Origin of the sequence: Comamonas sp. B21-038 (genome assembly GCF_022387135.1) — a bacterium.
In the GTDB taxonomy this organism is placed as follows: Bacteria; Pseudomonadota; Gammaproteobacteria; order Burkholderiales; family Burkholderiaceae_C; genus Comamonas; species Comamonas sediminis.
The window spans coordinates 3,719,325-3,737,454 of record NZ_CP092462.1 but is presented as its reverse complement, the minus strand read 5'-3'; the positions used below and the strand labels follow the sequence as shown (position 1 = coordinate 3,737,454).

The 18,130-nt window shown below is 63.7% G+C and carries 17 protein-coding genes; 11 read left to right on the top strand and 6 right to left on the bottom strand.

Annotated elements, in window-relative coordinates; translation table 11 throughout:
• Window positions 1-77 precede the first annotated feature (77 nt).
• From MJ205_RS17135 to MJ205_RS17115, 5 genes are all read left to right on the top strand, one after another.
• A complete protein-coding gene (locus tag MJ205_RS17135; protein ID WP_239809567.1) occupies window positions 78-551 on the top strand; it encodes a rhodanese-like domain-containing protein in 474 nt (157 codons plus the stop codon).
• Between the two features lie 48 nt (window positions 552-599).
• Window positions 600-1,538 (top strand): serine O-acetyltransferase EpsC, encoded by a 939-nt coding sequence (gene epsC, locus MJ205_RS17130; RefSeq protein ID WP_239809566.1) that lies wholly within the window; start codon window positions 600-602, stop codon window positions 1,536-1,538.
• Window positions 1,535-1,813, top strand: coding sequence for a helix-turn-helix domain-containing protein (locus MJ205_RS17125; RefSeq protein WP_021028780.1), 279 nt, complete (start codon window positions 1,535-1,537; stop codon window positions 1,811-1,813). Before epsC ends, MJ205_RS17125 begins: the two co-directional genes overlap by 4 nt.
• Before the next feature lie 61 nt (window positions 1,814-1,874).
• A complete protein-coding gene (locus MJ205_RS17120) occupies window positions 1,875-2,807 on the top strand; it encodes a family 2A encapsulin nanocompartment shell protein (RefSeq protein ID WP_239809565.1) in 933 nt (310 codons plus the stop codon).
• 14 nt (window positions 2,808-2,821) lie between these two features.
• On the top strand, window positions 2,822-4,780 hold the full coding sequence (locus MJ205_RS17115; protein WP_239809564.1) for a family 2A encapsulin nanocompartment cargo protein cysteine desulfurase: 1,959 nt from the start codon (window positions 2,822-2,824) through the stop codon (window positions 4,778-4,780).
• Between the two features lie 71 nt (window positions 4,781-4,851).
• Here MJ205_RS17115 and MJ205_RS17110 read toward each other — a convergent pair whose 3' ends face one another.
• The gene (locus tag MJ205_RS17110; RefSeq protein WP_446715031.1) at window positions 4,852-7,092 is read right to left on the bottom strand and encodes a protein-disulfide reductase DsbD family protein; all 2,241 of its coding nucleotides are present in this window, start codon (window positions 7,090-7,092) and stop codon (window positions 4,852-4,854) included.
• A 211-nt stretch (window positions 7,093-7,303) separates the two neighbouring features.
• Window positions 7,304-7,603 (bottom strand): hypothetical protein, encoded by a 300-nt coding sequence (locus tag MJ205_RS17105; RefSeq protein WP_239809563.1) that lies wholly within the window; start codon window positions 7,601-7,603, stop codon window positions 7,304-7,306.
• A 582-nt stretch (window positions 7,604-8,185) separates the two neighbouring features.
• On the opposite strand from MJ205_RS17105, the gene MJ205_RS17100 reads away from it, so the two are divergent.
• Window positions 8,186-9,166 carry a Bug family tripartite tricarboxylate transporter substrate binding protein gene (locus MJ205_RS17100; protein ID WP_239809562.1) on the top strand — a complete coding sequence of 327 codons (981 nt, stop codon included), beginning with the start codon at window positions 8,186-8,188 and terminating at the stop codon, window positions 9,164-9,166.
• 102 nt (window positions 9,167-9,268) lie between these two features.
• Here MJ205_RS17100 and MJ205_RS17095 read toward each other — a convergent pair whose 3' ends face one another.
• From MJ205_RS17095 to MJ205_RS17085, 3 genes are all read right to left on the bottom strand, one after another.
• Entirely contained in the window at window positions 9,269-10,306 is a 1,038-nt protein-coding gene (locus MJ205_RS17095) for a DctP family TRAP transporter solute-binding subunit (RefSeq protein WP_239809561.1), read from the bottom strand.
• A 90-nt stretch (window positions 10,307-10,396) separates the two neighbouring features.
• Window positions 10,397-11,695 carry a TRAP transporter large permease gene (locus MJ205_RS17090; RefSeq protein WP_239809560.1) on the bottom strand — a complete coding sequence of 433 codons (1,299 nt, stop codon included), beginning with the start codon at window positions 11,693-11,695 and terminating at the stop codon, window positions 10,397-10,399.
• Window positions 11,692-12,276 carry a TRAP transporter small permease gene (locus MJ205_RS17085; protein ID WP_239809559.1) on the bottom strand — a complete coding sequence of 195 codons (585 nt, stop codon included), beginning with the start codon at window positions 12,274-12,276 and terminating at the stop codon, window positions 11,692-11,694. The genes MJ205_RS17090 and MJ205_RS17085 overlap by 4 nt, the downstream gene beginning before the upstream one ends.
• 280 nt (window positions 12,277-12,556) lie before the next feature.
• Between MJ205_RS17085 and MJ205_RS17080 the strand changes: the two genes are divergently transcribed.
• The 5 genes from MJ205_RS17080 to MJ205_RS17060 all read left to right on the top strand — a co-directional run bounded on the left by MJ205_RS17080 (window position 12,557) and on the right by MJ205_RS17060 (window position 17,003).
• The gene (locus MJ205_RS17080; protein ID WP_239809558.1) at window positions 12,557-13,495 is read left to right on the top strand and encodes a LysR substrate-binding domain-containing protein; all 939 of its coding nucleotides are present in this window, start codon (window positions 12,557-12,559) and stop codon (window positions 13,493-13,495) included.
• A gap of 294 nt (window positions 13,496-13,789) precedes the next feature.
• The gene (locus MJ205_RS17075) at window positions 13,790-14,689 is read left to right on the top strand and encodes an amino acid ABC transporter substrate-binding protein (protein WP_239809557.1); all 900 of its coding nucleotides are present in this window, start codon (window positions 13,790-13,792) and stop codon (window positions 14,687-14,689) included.
• A 123-nt stretch (window positions 14,690-14,812) separates the two neighbouring features.
• Window positions 14,813-15,568 carry an amino acid ABC transporter permease gene (locus tag MJ205_RS17070; protein WP_239809556.1) on the top strand — a complete coding sequence of 252 codons (756 nt, stop codon included), beginning with the start codon at window positions 14,813-14,815 and terminating at the stop codon, window positions 15,566-15,568.
• 1 nt (window position 15,569) lies between these two features.
• Entirely contained in the window at window positions 15,570-16,241 is a 672-nt protein-coding gene (locus MJ205_RS17065) for an amino acid ABC transporter permease (protein WP_239809555.1), read from the top strand.
• A 24-nt stretch (window positions 16,242-16,265) separates the two neighbouring features.
• Window positions 16,266-17,003: an amino acid ABC transporter ATP-binding protein gene (locus MJ205_RS17060; protein WP_230780669.1), complete on the top strand. Its 738-nt coding sequence runs from the start codon at window positions 16,266-16,268 to the stop codon at window positions 17,001-17,003.
• 179 nt (window positions 17,004-17,182) lie between these two features.
• Here the strand turns inward: MJ205_RS17060 and MJ205_RS17055 are convergent, their stop codons facing one another.
• Window positions 17,183-18,088, bottom strand: a complete 906-nt coding sequence (locus MJ205_RS17055; protein WP_239809554.1) for an amino acid ABC transporter substrate-binding protein — start codon at window positions 18,086-18,088, stop codon at window positions 17,183-17,185.
• Between the last annotated feature and the right edge of the window lie 42 nt (window positions 18,089-18,130).

The following is an 18,130-nucleotide window of genomic DNA, read 5'->3' as shown; positions in this document are numbered from 1 at the left end:
TTTTTATTCGTGTTCCTGCAGCGTCTGGCGGCCTAAATTGGTGGCTATCCCCATCCATTTGACCGTAGAGGCGATTTATGACGACAACCGATACCAGCCTGCCCGATGTACTGGAGGCGGCCTGGAAGACGGCACAGGACCAGGCTCTCGGCTACGCCGGCGGCGTGCCCCCCCGTGCCGCCTGGCAACTGGTGCAGCAGCAGCAGGCCGTGCTGGTCGATGTGCGCTCGGCCGAAGAGCGCCAATTTGTCGGCCATGTGCCCGGCAGCATCCATGTGCCCTGGGCGACAGGCACGGCACTGACCCGCAACCCCCGCTTTGTGCGCGAGCTGGAAGCGCGCCTATCCGCCCATGGCGGCAAGGAGGCCGTGGCGCTGCTGCTGTGCCGCAGCGGCAAACGCTCGGTGCTGGCCGCCCAGGCGGCCGAGGCCGCCGGCTTTCGCCATGTCTTCAATGTGCAAGAGGGCTTTGAAGGCGAGCTGGATGCGTTGCAGCAGCGCGGCCATGGCGATGGCTGGCGCTTCCACCAGCTGCCCTGGGTCCAGGACTGAGGTCCTGAGCCACCCAGCGCGCGCTTTGATCTCCCACGAAGGCACTCCATGACCACCCCATTCCCCATCCAAGAAGTGGCCGCACAGTTGGCCGAGCAGCGCCGCCACTGGCGTGATTCCCACCAGCGCAGCCAGGAGCCCGGCGGGCGCGAGTTCCCCTCGCGCGATGCACTGGCACAGACCCTGGGCCTGCTCAAGGGCGTGCTGTTTCCGATGCGGCTGGGCCCGCATGATCTGCTGCAGGAGAGCGAGGACTTTTATGTCGCCCATACGCTGGATGCCGCCTTGCACCGGCTGCAGACCCAGATCGCGCTGGAGCTGCGCTACACCCAGCGCAGCCCCGCGGGCACCGAGGAGCAGGCCCAGGCGCTGACGCGCCAGTTTGCGCTGGCCTTGCCCGGCATCCGCCGCCTGCTCGACAGCGATGTGCAGGCCGCCTACGAGGGCGACCCCGCCGCCCGTACCGTTGACGAGGTGCTGCTGTGCTACCCCGGCGTGCTGGCGCTGATCCACCACCGCATCGCGCACCAGCTGTATGTGCTGCAACTGCCGCTGCTGGCCCGCATCGTGTCCGAGCTGGCGCACAGCGAGACGGGCATTGACATCCATCCCGGTGCGCAGATTGGTGAGGGCTTCTTCATCGACCATGGCACTGGGGTGGTGGTGGGGGAGACGGCGGTGATTGGCCGCAAGGTGCGCATCTACCAGGCCGTCACCTTGGGCGCCAAGCGCTTTGTGCAGACCGCGCAAGGCCATCTGCAAAAGGGCCAGCCCCGGCATCCGATTGTCGAAGACGGCGTGGTGATCTATGCCGGCGCGACCATCCTGGGCCGGGTCACCTTGGGCGCCGGCGCTGTCATTGGCGGCAATGTCTGGCTGACGCAGAGCGTGGCCGCCGGTGCCCATGTGACCCAGGCCTCGCTGCAAGCGGCGGCCCAGCGCCCCCGCAGTGAACCCACCTTGCCCGCTGAGGAGGCCGCGCTATGAATGACTTTTCCCACCATTTCGGGCTGGCCGTGCGCCGCTCGCGCGAGGCCATGGGCTGGTCGCAGGAGCAACTGGCTGCGCAGGCCGATCTGAACCGCTCCTATGTGGGCGAGGTCGAGCGCGGCCAGGTGGCGGTGTCGCTGGCCACTATCGGCAAGCTGGCCCAGGCGCTGCAGGTGCCGCAGTCCACCTTGGTGCTGCGCGGTGAGGAGCTGCACCAGCACTACCTGGTGCGGGCCCAGCACATGCGGCGCTTGGCGGCGATAGCCGGTTGAGGCAGCAGCGCTGCAGAGCGATGATTTTCCTGCTTATTCACACGCGCAACCGGAGAGAGATATGACAGCGAATGTAGGCGGCACGACCGCATTGGGTGACAGTGCTGCACGGCAGTTGGCCAACGCCACCAAGACCGTTCCCCAGCTTTCCACGATCAGCCCGCGCTGGCTGACCCACCTGCTGCAATGGGTGCCTGTCGAGGCAGGCATCTACCGGCTCAACCAGGTCAAGAACCCGGAGGAGATCCGGGTAGCCTGCACTGCCAAGACCCATGAGAACCAGCTGCCGCGCACTTTTGTCGAGTACGAATCGCAGCCGCGCGAATTTTTCCTGAACGCCGTCAGCACCGTGCTGGATGTGCATACCCGTGTCTCGGACCTCTACAGCAGCCCGCATGACCAGATCAAGGAGCAGCTGCGTCTGACCATCGAGACCATCAAGGAGAACCAGGAAAGCGAGCTGATCAACAACCCTGACTACGGCTTGCTGGCCCAGGTCACCGAAGAGCAACGCATCTTCCCGCTGACAGGCGCGCCCACCCCCGATGACCTCGATGAGCTGCTGACCAAGGTCTGGAAGGAGCCGGCATTTTTCCTGGCCCATCCGCTGACCATTGCAGCCTTTGGCCGCGAGGCCACGCGCCGGGGCACCCCGCCGCCCACCACCAGCCTGTTTGGCTCGCAGTTCATCACCTGGCGCGGTGTGCCGCTGATCCCGTCGGACAAGGTGCCGGTGGCCGATGGCAAATCCAAGATCCTGCTGCTGCGCGTGGGCGACAAGCGCCAGGGCGTCGTGGGTCTGTTCCAGCCGGGCCTGCCGGGCGAGCAGGGACCTGGTCTGTCGGTGCGCTTCATGGGCATCAACAACCATGCGATTGCCTCGTACCTGATCTCGCTGTACTGCTCGCTGGCAGTGCACACACCCGATGCGCTGGCCGTGCTCGATGACGTGGAAATCAACAAGTACCACGACTATCCCGATACCTACAAGTGAGCAAAGGAGCCGCCATGGTTTCCGCCGTATCCGGCCTGCCCGAGCCATCGGGCGCGCCCATCTCCCCCGAGCTGCTGGCGCAGATGGCCACGGCGCTCTGGGCCGATCGGCCTGCAGCGCCGGCCGGCCTGCCGCCAGGTGTGCAGGCACCGGTCAATATCGCGCCGCCGGGCTCGCCACTGGCCAGCCCGGCCGGCCTGGGGCCCAGCGTGCCCGGCACCCCCTTCCCCGCTGGCGTGCTGCCGGGCAGCAATCTTTTGCCGGCATCGCCCACGCCGGTGCTGTCGCTCGCCCACCGCGCCCCGGCCTTGCTGCCCCATGCCGCCGCCGGCAATGGCGTGCCCGACACGCTGCACAGCGCGCTGCCCGCCTATGAGCCGCGCCTGGGCGGGCTGGTGCAAGGCGTGCCACTTGCGAACGCAGCGCCGGCCGCAGTGCCCGCAGCGACCAGTGGCTATTACTTTCTGGATGCGCCGCCAGCCGCCGCGCCCAGCGATGCACCGTTGCAGGCGCTGGCCGACCAGGCGCGCCGAGCGGCGCCGGACAGCCATCTGGACGGCATCGATCTGCGCGGGCCGCGCGCTGCGGATGCGCCCTTGCCGGGCCAAGCGCTGCAGGGGCCGGGTGCTGCGCCGCAGTACTACTTTGTGCATGCGGTGCAGCTGCCCAATGGCTTTGTCACGCCGGCCAAACCGCATCCGCATGCGGCCCCGGGTGCGGCGGCGGGTCATGTGGCGCAGCAGGACCGCCATCCGGGCTTTGACATCCAGGCGGTGCGGCGTGATTTTCCGATTCTGTCCGAGCGCATCAACGGCAAGCCGCTGGTCTGGCTGGACAATGCGGCCACGACGCACAAGCCGCGCCAGGTGATCGAGCGCATCAGCCATTTCTATGCGCATGAGAACTCGAACATCCACCGCGCGGCCCATACCCTGGCTGCACGGGCGACCGATGCCTATGAGCATGCCCGTGAGGTGGTGCGGCGCTTCATCCATGCGCCCGACGCGCGCGAGGTCATCTTCGTGCGTGGCACCACCGAGGCCATCAACCTGGTGGCCAAGGCCTGGGGCGGTGCGAATGTGGGCGAAGGCGATGAGATCATCATCAGCCACCTGGAGCACCATGCCAACATCGTTCCCTGGCAGCAGTTGGCGGCGGCCAAGGGCGCGCGGCTGCGGGTGATTCCGGTCGATGACCAGGGCCAGATCCGGCTGGACGAGTACCAGAAGCTGATCAACGACCGCACCAAGATCGTCGCCATCGGCCATGTCTCCAACGTGCTGGGCACGGTGGTGCCCGTCAAGCAGGTGGTGGAGATCGCCAAGCGCCGGGGTATCACGACCTTGATCGACGGGGCGCAGTCCATTGCGCACACCCCGGTCGATGTGCAGGACCTGGGCGCGGATTTCTTTGTCTTCTCGGGCCACAAGATCTTTGCACCCACCGGCATTGGCGTGCTCTGGGGCCGGCGCGAGGTGCTCGAGGCCATGCCGCCCTGGCAGGGCGGCGGCAACATGATTGCCGATGTGACGTTCGAGAAAACCGTCTACCAGCCTTTGCCCAACACCTTTGAGGCGGGCACCGGCAACATCGCCGATGCGGTGGGCCTGGGCGCGGCGCTGGAGTATGTAGAGCGCATCGGTATTGCGCAGATCAGCCGCTACGAGCACGCACTGGTGGACTACGGCATGGCGCAGCTGGCCAGCATTGCGGGGCTGCGCCTGATCGGCACCGTGCCCGGCAAGGCCAGCGTGCTGGCCTTTACCTTGAACGGCTACAGCACCGACGAGGTGGGCCAGGCGCTCAATGCCGAGGGCATCGCCGTGCGCACCGGCCACCACTGCGCGCAGCCCATCCTGCGCCGCTTCGGGGTCGAGACGGCGGTACGGCCCTCGCTGGCCTTCTACAACACCTTTGACGAGGTGGACCAGCTGGTGCGTGAGGTGCGCAAGCTCGCGGCGCGGCGGCGCTGAGCGGCTGGTTTCAGCCTTGCAGGAACGAAAAGCGCCGGACAAAACCGGCGCTTTTCTTATGGGGATGGGGTTTAGAGCTGCGCCACCGCGTCCACCACTTCCTTGACGCTCAGCACCTCGGACAGGATCTGCGGCGCCTTGCCCGGTGCATACAGCACATAGACCGGCACGCCACTGCGGCCCAGCTGGTTCAGTGCCTGGGTGATCGCGGGGTCCTGGCGTGTCCAGTCGGCGCGCAGCAGGTGCACCTGCTTATTGTCGAAAGCAGCGAGCACCTGGCTGTCGCTCAACGTGGTGCGCTTGTTGTACTGGCAGGTAACGCACCAGGCTGCGGTGAAATCCACAAACACCGGCTTGCCGGTTGCATTGATCTCGCTGACCTTCTGCGCCGACCAGGGCTGCCACAGCGCGCCGCTGGCCTGCTGGCCGGGTGCGGGGGCGGGCGTGGTCAGGTAGTGGCCCATGGCAGTGGCCAGGTAGAGGCCGCCTGCCAGCGACAGCACCGCAAAGCCCCAGCGCGCACGGCCCTGCAGACCCAGTGCCCAGACCAAAGCCGCCAGCAGCACCAGCAAGGCCAGCAGCGTGGCTGCGCCATCGATGCCGCTTTGCTGGCCCAGCACCCAGACCAGCCAGACCACCGTGGCGAACATCGGGAAGGCCATCGCGCGGCGGAAGGTGTCCATCCAGGCGCCAGGGCGCGGCAGCCAGCGCACCACCGCAGGGATCCAGCTGGCCAGCAGATAGGGCGCTGCCATACCCAGGCCCAGCGCGGCAAACACCAACAGGGCCTCGGCGGCAGGCATGCTGACGGCCAAGCCCATCGATGCCCCCATGAACGGCGCCGTGCAGGGCGAGGCAATCGCCACCGCCAGCACACCGCTCAGGAAGGCATTGGTGATGGGGCTCTTGGCCTGCTTGCCCGCCACGCTGCCGGGCACAAAACTGCCAAACTCAAACATGCCCGCCAGGTTGAGGCCAATGACGGTAAACAGCGCTGCCAGCGCCGCAATCACCAGCGGCGATTGCAGTTGAAAGCCCCAGCCCAGCTGCTGGCCCGCAGAGCGCAGTGCCAGCAGCAGCGCGCCCAGCGCCAGGAACGACAGCACCACGCCCGCCGTGTAGGCCAGGCCTGCTGCACGCTGTTCACGCAGTTGGCTGCCATGGGTGGTAAAGCCCAGCACCTTGAGCGCCAGAATCGGGAACACGCAGGGCATCAGGTTCAGGATCAGGCCGCCGACAAGGGCACCCAGCAGTGCCAGCCAGAGGCTGCCGGAGGACGCGGGTTGAACCGGAGCGGAAGCCTGTGCATTTTTTGCCAGTGCTGCCGCCAGCTCGGGCGATACCTGGGCGATGGCAGCGGCCTTCCATTGGCCACTGACGGGCGCCACGGTGCGCCAGCCGACGGCGCCATCGACGACCGTGTGCTTGTCGGTCGTCAGCACCAGCGCAATGTCCTCGGGCGTCTGGCCCCGGTTGGCCGACAGCGGCACCACGGCGGTCCAGTCGGCGCCGTCCCATTGCTGGGTAAAGTCCTGGCCGTCCTGCATCGCATGGTGCAAGGTGTCGGGGCTCTCGCTCAGCACCTGCAGGCGCTGGCCTTGCAGCGCAGCGGGCAGGCCGGAGACGCGCAGCTTCAGCGTCTCGCCATCGACGCTGGCCTGGCTGCTGCCTTGCAGCGCTACCGGTGCCTGGGCATGGGCCTGGGCAAAGGTGCCGGCGTGCAGCGCGGTGCTGCTCTTGGTGGGAAGGGTCAGGCTGAACTGGCCTTCTTCCGGAATGCATTCGACGCGGCAGATCAGCCAGTTGGCCTGCAGTCGCACGGTCACATCGCGGGCATCGGCCGAGAAATCGCTGGGAATCTGCACGGTGACGGGCAGCAGCACCTGGCCTTCGTAGCCATAGTTCACCAAGCTGCCGACCCGGATCGGATGGGGCGTTGGCCAGGCGATCTCGCCGGCGTCCCAGCCCGGCGGCAGCTGCCACTGCAACTGGGTGGGCAGGCCCGAGTCGCCCGGGTTGGTCCAGTAGGTGTGCCACTCGGGCTGGTGGTCCAGCAGCAGGCCCAGCGCAATGCTCTTGCCGGGCTCCACCCCTTGGGGCGCCAGTGCCACCAGCTCGGCCCGCACCCGGGGGGTGGTCACGACGCTGCCAGCCGCAGCGCTGGAGGCCGTGTCCATCGCAGCGGCGCTGGCGCCGCTGCCGATCTGCAGCTTGATCTGGGCCTGGGCAGGCGGCGCCATGCCGCTCAGCACCAGCACAAGCAGTGTAAAAAAAAGCGCTCCTATCGAGCGGCGCAGGAAAGCATGGGGCATATCGCGTGGTACCTGAGAGTCTGGCGGTGAGAGGACAGATACGTAGAGAGGTTCCCGCATCATAGAACCTGTGCCCCGTCCGCGCTGGCGGCCATGCAGGCGCAAAAAAGGCCACTGCATTGCAGTGGCCTGTTCCCAGGGGGACGGGGAGTGTGTGCGCCGTCCCGTGGATGCCGTACCGGCTGGGGGCGTGCCGGCAGGGGGAGAAAGCTTATTCGCCTTCCAGGATCGAGCCGTTGGCCAGTGCCTGGCGGGCGGCCTGGGTCACTTCAGCACGGCTCAGTTGGCCCTTGCCCAGTTCGTAGGCGTTAACGGTCGACTGGTTGCCTTGGGCAATCATCGTGTTGGTCTTGCGGGCTTCAGCCAGTTGGGCTTGCACATCAGCGCGGCTCACGGCGCTGGTCGCAGCGGCTTGAGGGGTGATGGCTTGGTCGCCTTCAAAAGGGTTGGCTTGGGCAACGGAAGCACCCAGAGCGAGGGTAGCGGCGATAGCGAGAATACGTGCGTTCATTTTTCTTTCCTTTGGTGTTGCGTCCGGCCTGGTGGTCGATTCGCGTCGTCTTGGACTGTGTCTGCCAGCGCTTGCGGCTTGCAGTGCAGCTTTTGTGTAACGATGGAATGAAGTTTATATTGGTATCTATCTTCGATAAATAGCCAAAAATCAAACGGATTGTTCCGAAATTTGGCTGAATTAGCTTGGAACTTTTACAAATATGTGACAGCTAACCCTGGTATTTACCCTAAATTAGGGTATTTACTAGGGGTATAAATTGACTATGTTTATTCAGTATTAAGAAGATAAAAACTATCGACTAGATAGTGTCTCCCGCCGCGCTGCGATCTGCAGCGCATCGGCTGCGCTTGCGGCACCCCGATGCAGCCGCTGCCTTTGCCGCTCCCCGCTCCACAGCACTCGCTTGCCAAGACGCCTGGGAGACAGACGGCCACCGCTGCCGGGCAGCAGCGGGCCCGCCCTGTGCAACCATCACACCATAGCGGCTTCGAATGGTGCGATTGCTGGCAAGTATTAGACAGCCCGGCCAGCGCTGCCCACAATGGGCCGATAACCAAAGCTAGACACAGGAGACATTGCATGGACATGACCCAGCGCCGCCATTTCCTCACCACCGTTGCCGCTGCTGCGGGAGCCGCCAGCATGCCGCAATGGGCGCAGGCGCAGACCGCCTACCCCAGCAAGCCGGTGCGTGTGATCGTGCCCTTCGCCGCAGGCGGCACTACCGATGTGGTGGCCCGGCTGGTGATGCAGAAGATGGGCGAACTGATGAAGGCCAGCTTTGTCATCGACAACCGGGGTGGCGCCAACGGCATGATCGGCACCGGCGAGGTGGCCCGTGCCCAGGCCGATGGCTACACCTTGCTGTTCAACACCGCCGGTGCCCAGACCCTGAGCCCGGTGATCTACAAGGCGCCCTATGAGGCGGCCGCCAGCTTTGCGCCGGTGGCCAAGGTCTGCTCGGTGGGCTTCATCATCATTGCCCGCAAGGACCTGCCGGCCAACACGCTGCAAGAGCTGATCGCGCTGGCGCAGAACAAGGACAAGCCGCTGACGGCGTCGTCAGGCAGCGCCATCATCAACCTGATCACCGAGCAGTTCAAGCACGTGATCAAGGCGCCGCAGATCATCAATGCGCAGTACAAGGGCACCAGCCCGCAGATGCAGGCCGTCGTGTCCGGCGAGGTGGATTTCTCGTTTGACTCCTTTGCCGCCGTGGAGATGATCAAGGCCGGCAAGGTCAAGGCGCTGGCCGTGGTGCTGCCCCAGCGCGCTGCCTCCTTCCCCGATGTGCCGACCCTGGTCGAACTGGGTGTCAAGGACATGGAGTTCAGCTCCTGGGCGGGCCTGCTCGCGCCCAAGGGCACGCCCAAGGACATCGTGACCGCCCTGTCGCAGAACATCGACAAGGTCATGCAGATGCCCGATGTGCTGGCCAAGCTCAAGCAGTACGACTACATCCCCGTGAAGACCACGCCCGAAAGCTTTGCCCAGGAGATCCAGGCCGAGACCGACCGCTGGAAGCAGGTGGTCAAGTCAACGGGTTTCAAGATCGAGTAAGGGCTGCGGCCCGCTGCGTTGAACGCAAGCGGCGCCTGAAGCAGCAGCTACAAAAAAACCACCGGCGTGCAGCCGGTGGTTTTGCTTTGGAGGATGCCGTTCTTACTGCTTGCGGCCCGCAATCGCCTTCTCAGCGGCGGTCACCAGGTCGGCGCCCACTTGCTGCTTCCACTTGTCATACACCGGGCGGGTGGCCTTCACAAAAGCTTCGCGCTCGGCGGCGCTCAGTTCGGTCACGGTGACGCCATTGGCGCTCAGCTCCTTGACCAGCGGCTTGTCCGCTTCGATCATGCCTTTGCGCGCAATGGCGATTTCTTCCTGGCCGGCTTCGATGGCGGCCTGGCGCACGATGTCCTGGTCGGCCTTGCTCCAGCTGGCCCAGATGTCCTTGTTGACGACAAAGATCAGCGGGTCATTGATGTAGCCCCAGAGCGTCAGGTACTTCTGGCCCACGGTGTTGAGCTTGGCCGCCTGGTAGACGGCGACCGGGTTCTCCTGGCCGTCGACCGCGCCGCTGGCCATCGCAGGCTGGGCATCGGCCCAGCTCATCTGCGTGGGGTTGGCGCCCAGTGCGCTGAAGGTGTCGACAAACAGCGGCGAACCGACCACGCGGATCTTGAGGCCCTTCATGTCGGCAGGGGTCTTGATCGCATGCTTGGAGTTGGAGATTTCACGGTAGCCGTTCTCACCCCAAGCGAGCGGCACCACGCCGGCTTTCTCCAGGCGGGCAAACAGGCGCTTGCCAGGCTCGCCCTGGGTCAGCGCATCAGCGGCCGCATAGTCGGGCATCAGAAACGGCAGCGAGAACAGGTTCAGCTCCTTGATCTGCGGCGACCAGTTCAGGGTGGAGCCGACCGCCATGTCGATCACGCCTTGGCGCAGTGCCGAGAACTCACGCGTCTGGTCGCCTTGCACCAGCGACACGCCGGGGTAGAGCTTGATGTTGATGCGGCCCTGCGTGCGCTCGCGCACCTTGTTGGCCCAGATCTCGCCGCCCTTGCCCCAGGGGAAGGCCGTGCCCAGCACCAGCGACATGCGGTACTCGCTTTTGTAGTTGCCCTGGGCTTGTACAGCCGGCGCGGCAAAGCTCAGCGCCGCAGCAGCGGCCAAGGCGGTGGCAAGGAATTGACGGGTTTTCATGGTGTTGTCTCCGGGTGGTTCAAGGGGGAATTTTGCAAATCCAGGGGGCTGGGTGGCGGCGTTCGCGCCTGCACCCAGCCCGGGCTCCGATCAGTAGCCCAGTTGGGCGGGCAGCCACAGGGCCAGTTGCGGGAAGGCGATGACCAGCACCATCACGCAGAACATCGCAAACAGCATCCAGCCGACCCAGCGCACGGTCGATTCCATGCGCACGCCTGCAATGCGGCAGCTGACCATCAGGTTCACTGCCAGCGGCGGGGTGAACTGGCCCAGCGCCACCTTCAGGGTCAGGATCACGCCAAACCAGACGGGGTCCCAGTGGTAGTGCTGCATGATGGGCATCAGCAGCGGCACAAAGATCAGGAAGATGGAGATGCCGTCGAGGAACATGCCCACGGTGATCAGCATCAGGATCAGCAGCGCCATCACACCCCATTCACCCAGGCCCGAGTTGACGATCGCGTTGGTGATCGGGTCGATCACGCCCAGGGTCGACAGCGAGAATGCGAAGATGCCAGCGAGCGACACCACGATCAGGATCACGGCCGAGAGCTCGCCGGCCTCGCGCAGGATCGGGAACAGGTCGCGCACACCGATCGTGCGGTGCACGACCATGCCGACGAACAGACCGTAGAACACGGCGACCACGGCTGCCTCAGTCGGTGTGAACCAGCCCATGCGCATGCCGCCCAGGATCAGCACCGGCGCGGCCAGGCCCCAGGCCGCTTCGCGCAGGCTCTTCCAGAATGCGGGGCGGGGCAGGCTGGCTTCCAGCGCGCCCATCTTGTGCTTGCGCGACATCCAGACCGCCGGGATGATCAGCGCCAGGCCCGCCAGAATGCCGGGGATCATGCCGGCCGCAAACAGCGCCGGCACCGAGGCCCCGGGCACCAGCACCGAGTAGATGATGAAGGCGACCGACGGAGGAATCAGGATGTCGGTGGCTGCAGCAGCTCCCACGACGCTGGCCGAGAAGCTGCCCGGATAGCCGGCACGGCTCATCGCCGCAATCATCACGCCGCCCACCGCTGCTGCATTGGCGGGGCCGGAGCCCGAGATGCCGCCCAGGAACATGGCCACGGCAATGGCCACCAGCGGCAGCATGCCCGGGCCGCGCCCGACGATGGCCACGGCAAAGTTGACCAGCCGCAGCGCCACGCCGGAGCGGTCAAAGATCGAGCCCACTAGCACAAACATCGGAATGGCCAGCAGCGGGTACTTGCCCAGGCCGGCATAGAAGTTCTGCGGAATGGCCAGCAGTCCAAACCATTGGGCATCGGCATTGGCCAGCGCAATGGCTACGGCGCCCGCCAGGCCCAGCGCGGCGCCAATGGGCACGCCCAGCAGCATCAGCGCAATAAAGCCGATAAAGAGCAGGGTGGCAATCATGCGTGCTCCTTGGCTGCAGCACCGCTGCCTTCGGAGTACACATGGGCAAAGCTGGCCCGGCCCTGGCGCAGGAACAGGCCGAGCGCGCGCAGGGTGATCAGCGCGGAGAACACCGGCAGCCAGATGGAGTACCACCACTGCGGCACGCCGATGCCTGGCGAGGTTTCCTCATAGCGGTAGTCGTCATACACGACGCGGATGCTGAGCACGCAGATCAGTGCAAACAGCAGGGCCACCGTCAACGCGCCAAAGCGGGCAAAGGCCTTGCGCCGGCGCGCGTCGCCGCGTTCGGCAAAGTATTCGATGCGGATGTGCAGGTTGCGCGCGACGGCTGCCGAGCCGGCCACCATGGCCAGCAGGATCATCAGGAACACCGAGATCTCTTCGGTCCAGGCAAACGAGCCATCGGTGAAGTAGCGCACGATGACATTGGCGAACGTGATGAGCGCCAGCAGCGCCATGATCACGACCGTGAGCCAGTCTTCCAGCCACAGCCCTCGGGCAGGGGCGGGCTCGCTGGGGAGGGTGCTGGAGGGGTCAGCGCTGCTGCCGCCCGAAGAATGAGGGGAGGGTGATGCCATAACAACCGGTCGCGAGAGGGCTTGGCAGAGCCAAGGGTGGATGCGGAGAACACAAACCGCCTTGTGAGCGGACCATCGGTATCGGATAGATCGGTATCAGCGGCAGCGCCGCACCTGGCCGGTGGGCCAGTGGGGCCCGATTATGGGCCTGAACGGTGGGCTTGCAAGCCATCCTTTTCCCGGGGATGGGCCCTCTCAGTCGCCTGTGTTGCCGGTGCAGGCAGCAGATCTCGGCGAGCAACTTGTCCCCAACGGTGATGGGCGTGTGGATAATGCGCGGATGGAAACCAAGTGGCTTGAAGATTTTGTGAGTCTGGCGGAAACGCGCAGTTTCAGCCGGTCGGCGCAGTTGCGCCATGTCACCCAGCCGGCATTCTCGCGGCGGATTCAGGCGCTGGAGTCCTGGGCGGGCGCGGACCTGGTGGACCGCAGCTCCTACCCGACGCGGCTGACGCCAGCGGGCAAGACGCTGTACAACCAGGCCATCGAGATCCTGCAGGCGGTGCAGAGCACGCGTGCGATGCTGCGGGTGCATTCGTCCTCGGGCAAGGACATCATCGACTTTGCCGTGCCGCACACGCTGGCCTTCACCTTTTTCCCGACCTGGGTGTCGGGCCTGCGCAATGACTTCGGCCTGTTCAAGAGCCGCTTGATCGCCCTCAACGTGCACGATGCGGTGATGCGCCTGGTCGAAGGCGGCTGTGATCTGCTGATTGCCTACCACCATGAATCCCAGCCTATCCAGCTGGACCCACAGCGCTATGAAATGGTGAGCCTGGGCCGCGAGGTGATGGCGCCTTATTGCAAGCCGGGGCTCGATGGCCTGCCGCTTTTCCTGCTGCCCGGCGCAGCCGAGGTGCCGCTGCCATTCCTGGGCTATGCGCCGGGTGCCTATCTCAGCCGCGTGACCGACCTGGCCCTCAAGCAGGCGCCCGAGCCTGCCTACCTGGATCGTGTCTACGAAACCGACATGGCCGAAGGCCTCAAGGCCATGGCGATGGAAGGGCACGGGCTGGCGTTCCTGCCGCAAAGCGCTGCCAAGAAGGAGCTGAAGGCCAAGAAGCTGGTGCGCGCCGACTACCCCAGCTCCACCCAGTGGGAAGTCGCGATGGATGTGCGCGCCTACCGGGAGAAGCCCCAGTCCAGCGATGCCGTGAAGTCCGGCGCCCAGGCACTGTGGGACTACCTGGTGTCCCGGAACCCCGCACAGAATCCATGAGATCTATAAGAATATAGATTGTCTGAATTTGCAGGGTAATTTCTAATATGCGTTACAGAATTTCTGTGCAATGCTTGCGGATTGCTCGTGTTGCAGTTGGTTAGATGTACGCGATTTGTTCGAAAAAGCCTATGAATTGTTAGCAATTCATTGGTAATTTTCCGGATAATTGCAGCGCTCAGTCTGCTGGCATTATCTGGACGGACTGCACAATACGTTGCGTGTCAGTTGTCGCTTTGGCGTCTTCCGAGGCCCATAGTTGTCAACTTAATTGATTTATCTGGAGGTCTGATGATGAAGAAACATTTGCTGGCTTTTGCGGTCGCAGCGGTTGCGGCAGGTAGCGCGTTTGCGCAAGCGGGCGATACGCTGGCCAAGATCAAGTCGTCTGGCAGCATCACGCTGGGCGTGCGCGAGTCTTCGGGCCTGGGCTATACGCTGGGTAACGGCAAGTACGTCGGCTTCCACACCGAGATGGCTGAGTACATCGTGGGCGACCTGCAAAAGCAGCTGGGCCTGTCCAAGCTGGACATCAAGTACCAGCCCGTGACCTCGCAAAACCGCGTGCCTCTGGTGCAGAACGGTACCGTGGATCTGGAGTGCGGCTCCACCACCAACAACCAGTCGCGCCAAAAGGATGCTGCTTTCGCTTTCACCACCTATGTGGAAGAAGTGCGCATCGCGGTGAAGGCCAACTCCGGCATCACCGGCATCAAGGACCTGAACGGCAAGACCATCGTGACCACGACCGGTACCACGTCGGTGCAGACCCTGCGCAAGAACAAGCGCGCTGATGGCCTGACCTTCAAGGAAGTCATGGGCAAGGACCACGCAGACAGCTTCCTGATGCTGGAGTCCGGCCGTGCCGACGCCTTCATCATGGACGGCTCCATCCTGGCCGCCAACATCTCCAAGTCCAAGGCGCCTGCCGACTACAAGGTCGTCGGTGAAGTGCTGTCGGTCGAGCCTATCGCCTGCATGCTGCGCAAGGACGACGCTGCCTTCAAGAAGGCCGTGGACGACTCCATCGTGCGCCAGATCAAGGATGGCTCGCTCGAGAAGCTGTACGACAAGTGGTTCATGCAACCCATCCCTCCTAACAACGTGAAGGTGGGTCTGCCGCTGTCGGCGGCAACCAAGGATGCTTGGGCCAACCCGAACGACAAGCCCATGGAAGCCTACGAAGTCAAGTAAGCACACCATTTAGGTACCGCCCTTCCAGCCTGGGGTTTGGGGGGCGTTTTTGTTGGTACTGGTTTTTGTCAGTTGCAACCAGGCACCAAACATTGCTACAAAGACAAAAAAAGAGGTAGTCCTATGAATTGGGATTGGCAAGTATTTTGTGAAGACACGATTGAGCGCCAGGTCGTGCAGGGCTGTTTCGGTAAAAACGGCGATATCACGTACCTGGACTGGTTGTTGTCTGCATGGGGATGGACTATCTCCGTTTCCTTGTGCGCGCTGGTGATCGCGCTGATCGTCGGCTCCATCATCGGTACCTTGCGTACGCTGCCGGACCGGCCCTGGACCGTGCGCCTGGGCAATGCCTGGGTGGAGTTGTTCCGCAACATCCCGCTGCTGGTACAAATTTTCCTGTGGTACCACGTGGTGCCTGCGATGTTCCCTGCGCTCAAGCAAGTGCCTGGGTTCCTGCTGGTGGTGCTGGCGCTGGGCTTTTTCACGTCGGCGCGTATTGCCGAGCAGCTGCGTGCCGGTATCCTGGCGCTGCCCCGTGGCCAGCGTTATGCAGGCATGGCGCTGGGTTTCACGACCTTCCAGTATTACCGCTATGTGCTGCTGCCGATGGCCTACCGCATCATCATTCCACCGCTGACCAGCGAGTCGATGAACATCTTCAAGAACTCGTCGGTGGCCTTCGCCGTGTCGGTGGCCGAGCTGACCCTGTTCGCGATGCAGGCACAAGAGGAAACCTCTCGCGGCATCGAGGTCTACCTGGCGGTGACCGCGCTGTACATGATCTCGGCATTCGTGATCAACCGCATCATGGCCTTCATTGAAAAGAAGAGCCGCATCCCGGGCTTTATCGCCGCTGGCGGCTCCGGAGGTCACTGAGATGAATTTGAATCTTGATTTTTCGTTCTACAACTGGGACCTGATCCAGAACTTCATCATCAAGGGGCTGGTGTTCAGCGTGATGCTGACCATCGTTGCCACCCTCGGTGGCATCCTCTTTGGCACCTTGCTGGCGCTGATGCGCCTGTCGGGCAAGAAGATTCTGGTCGTGCCTGCGACCATCTATGTCAATGGCATGCGTTCGGTGCCGCTGGTGATGGTGATTCTGTGGTTCTTCCTGCTGGTGCCTCTGCTGATCGGCAAGCCCATCGGGGCGGAGATGTCAGCGGTCATCACCTTCGTGGCGTTCGAGGCCGCGTACTTCTCCGAGATCATGCGCGCCGGTATCCAGTCCATTCCGCGGGGTCAGGTGTACGCCGGTCAGGCCGTGGGCATGACCTATGGGCAGAACATGCGTCTGGTGGTGCTGCCCCAGGCCTTCCGCAACATGCTGCCGGTGCTGCTGACGCAGACCATCATCCTGTTCCAGGACACCTCGCTGGTCTATGCCATTGGCGCCTACGACATGCTCAAGGGCTTTGAAGTGGCGGGCAAGAACTTCGGCCGTCCGGTCGAGGCCTATCTGGCTGCCGCCGTGCTTTACTTCATCATCTGCTTTACGCTGTCGTGGTTCGTCAAGCGTTTGCACAAGAAGATCGCCATCATCCGTTGATGCTGCAATACAAAGGATATCCAAATGATTGAAATGAAGAATGTCTCCAAGTGGTATGGCAGCTTCCAGGTGCTCAACGACTGCTCCACCAGCATCGCCAAGGGCGAGGTGGTGGTGGTCTGCGGCCCTTCGGGTTCGGGCAAGTCGACCTTGATCAAGACGATCAATGCGCTCGAGCCTATCCAGAAGGGTGAGATCTGGGTCAATGGCACGCCCATCCACGATCCCAAGACCGACCTGCCCAAGCTGCGCAGCACCGTGGGCATGGTGTTCCAGCATTTCGAGCTGTTCCCCCACCTGTCGGTGACCGAGAACCTGACCATCGCCCAGATCAAGGTGCTGGGCCGCAGCGCTGACGATGCCAAGGCCCGTGGCCTAAAGATGCTCGACCGTGTGGGCCTGATGGCGCACAAGGACAAGTTCCCGGGTCAGCTGTCCGGTGGTCAGCAGCAGCGCGTGGCCATTGCCCGTGCACTGTCGATGGACCCGAGCGTGATGCTGTTCGACGAGCCCACCTCCGCGCTGGACCCTGAAATGGTCGGCGAAGTGCTGGACGTGATGATCGGCCTGGCCAACGAAGGCATGACGATGATGTGCGTGACGCACGAAATGGGTTTTGCCAAGAAGGTGGCCAGCCGCGTGATCTTCATGGACGTGGGCGGAAAGATTCTGGAGGATTGCTCCAAGGAAGACTTCTTCGGCAACCCAGACGCCCGCCAGCCCCGCACCAAGGACTTCCTGGGCAAGATCCTGCAACACTGATTGCAGCGTCTCTCGTACACGACCATGGCCGCTTATGCGGCCATTTTTCATGGGCGGATGGTTGGGGGGGGGGGAGGGGGCGGACCGCCATCGTGGACCCTGCGTTGGGGCTGGACGGCGCGCGCTGCGGGCAGCGCTGGGCCGGCAGACAGGGGCCGCAGGATGCGGCCCCGGAGACATCAGTTGTCGAACTTGTCGCTGGGGAAGCGCAGCATGTCGGTGAGCAGGTAGGACATCGGCACATTCAGCGCAAAGCTCTTGCCCGGCAGCGGCGACTCGAACCACTTCTTGTACAGGCGCGTGATCTCGAAGTTCTGCGACAGCACGCGCATCTCGGCGTCGAAGACCTTTTTCATGCGCACATCGGTGTCGCGCATCATCAGCGACAGCGGCTCGATCGACATCAGCTTGCCGATCAGCTTGACCTGTTCGGGCTTCTCCGACTGCGCACGGTGGGCCGCCAGCAGGATGTCGTCCATCAGCCAGACATCGGCGGTGCCCGCCTGCACGGCCTTGAAGCAGGCGTCATGGGTGAGGCACTCGCTGTGCTGGATCTTGAGGCCATTGACGGCCACCCGGCGCTCGAGCACCTGCAGCGAGGTGGTGCCCTTGGTGGTGATCACGCGCTTGCCCGAGAGGTCATCCACATCGTTGATGCCGCTGTCGGACCTGACCAGCATGCGCACGCCGGCGATGTAGTAGGGCAGGCTGAAGGACACATGCTTGCTCTCGCGCCGGTCCTTGGTGTTGGTGGTGTTGCTGCAATCGACATCAATGGCACCGCTGGCCAGGTCGGTGAAACGGGTCTGGCCATTGATGGCGCGGTACTGGATATCGAGCCTGGCCAGGCCCATGCTCTGCTGGAGCTTGGTGATCAGCGCCTGGCAGATCTCGATGGCGTAGCCGACCGGCTTCTTGGTCTCTCCCATCTCGTAGGCAAAAGGCAGTCCGTCCGGGCGGTAGCCCACGGTGATGCGCTGCGACTCCTTGATCTTGTCCCAACTGTCGGGCAAAGGGGTCTGAGCCAGGCTGCTGCTGGCAAGGCACAGCAGCACAGCGCCGCGAAAAATATGGTTTAGCCACATGTTGCACAGTCCTTGATTAAGAATTCCTACAGCCATCTATGA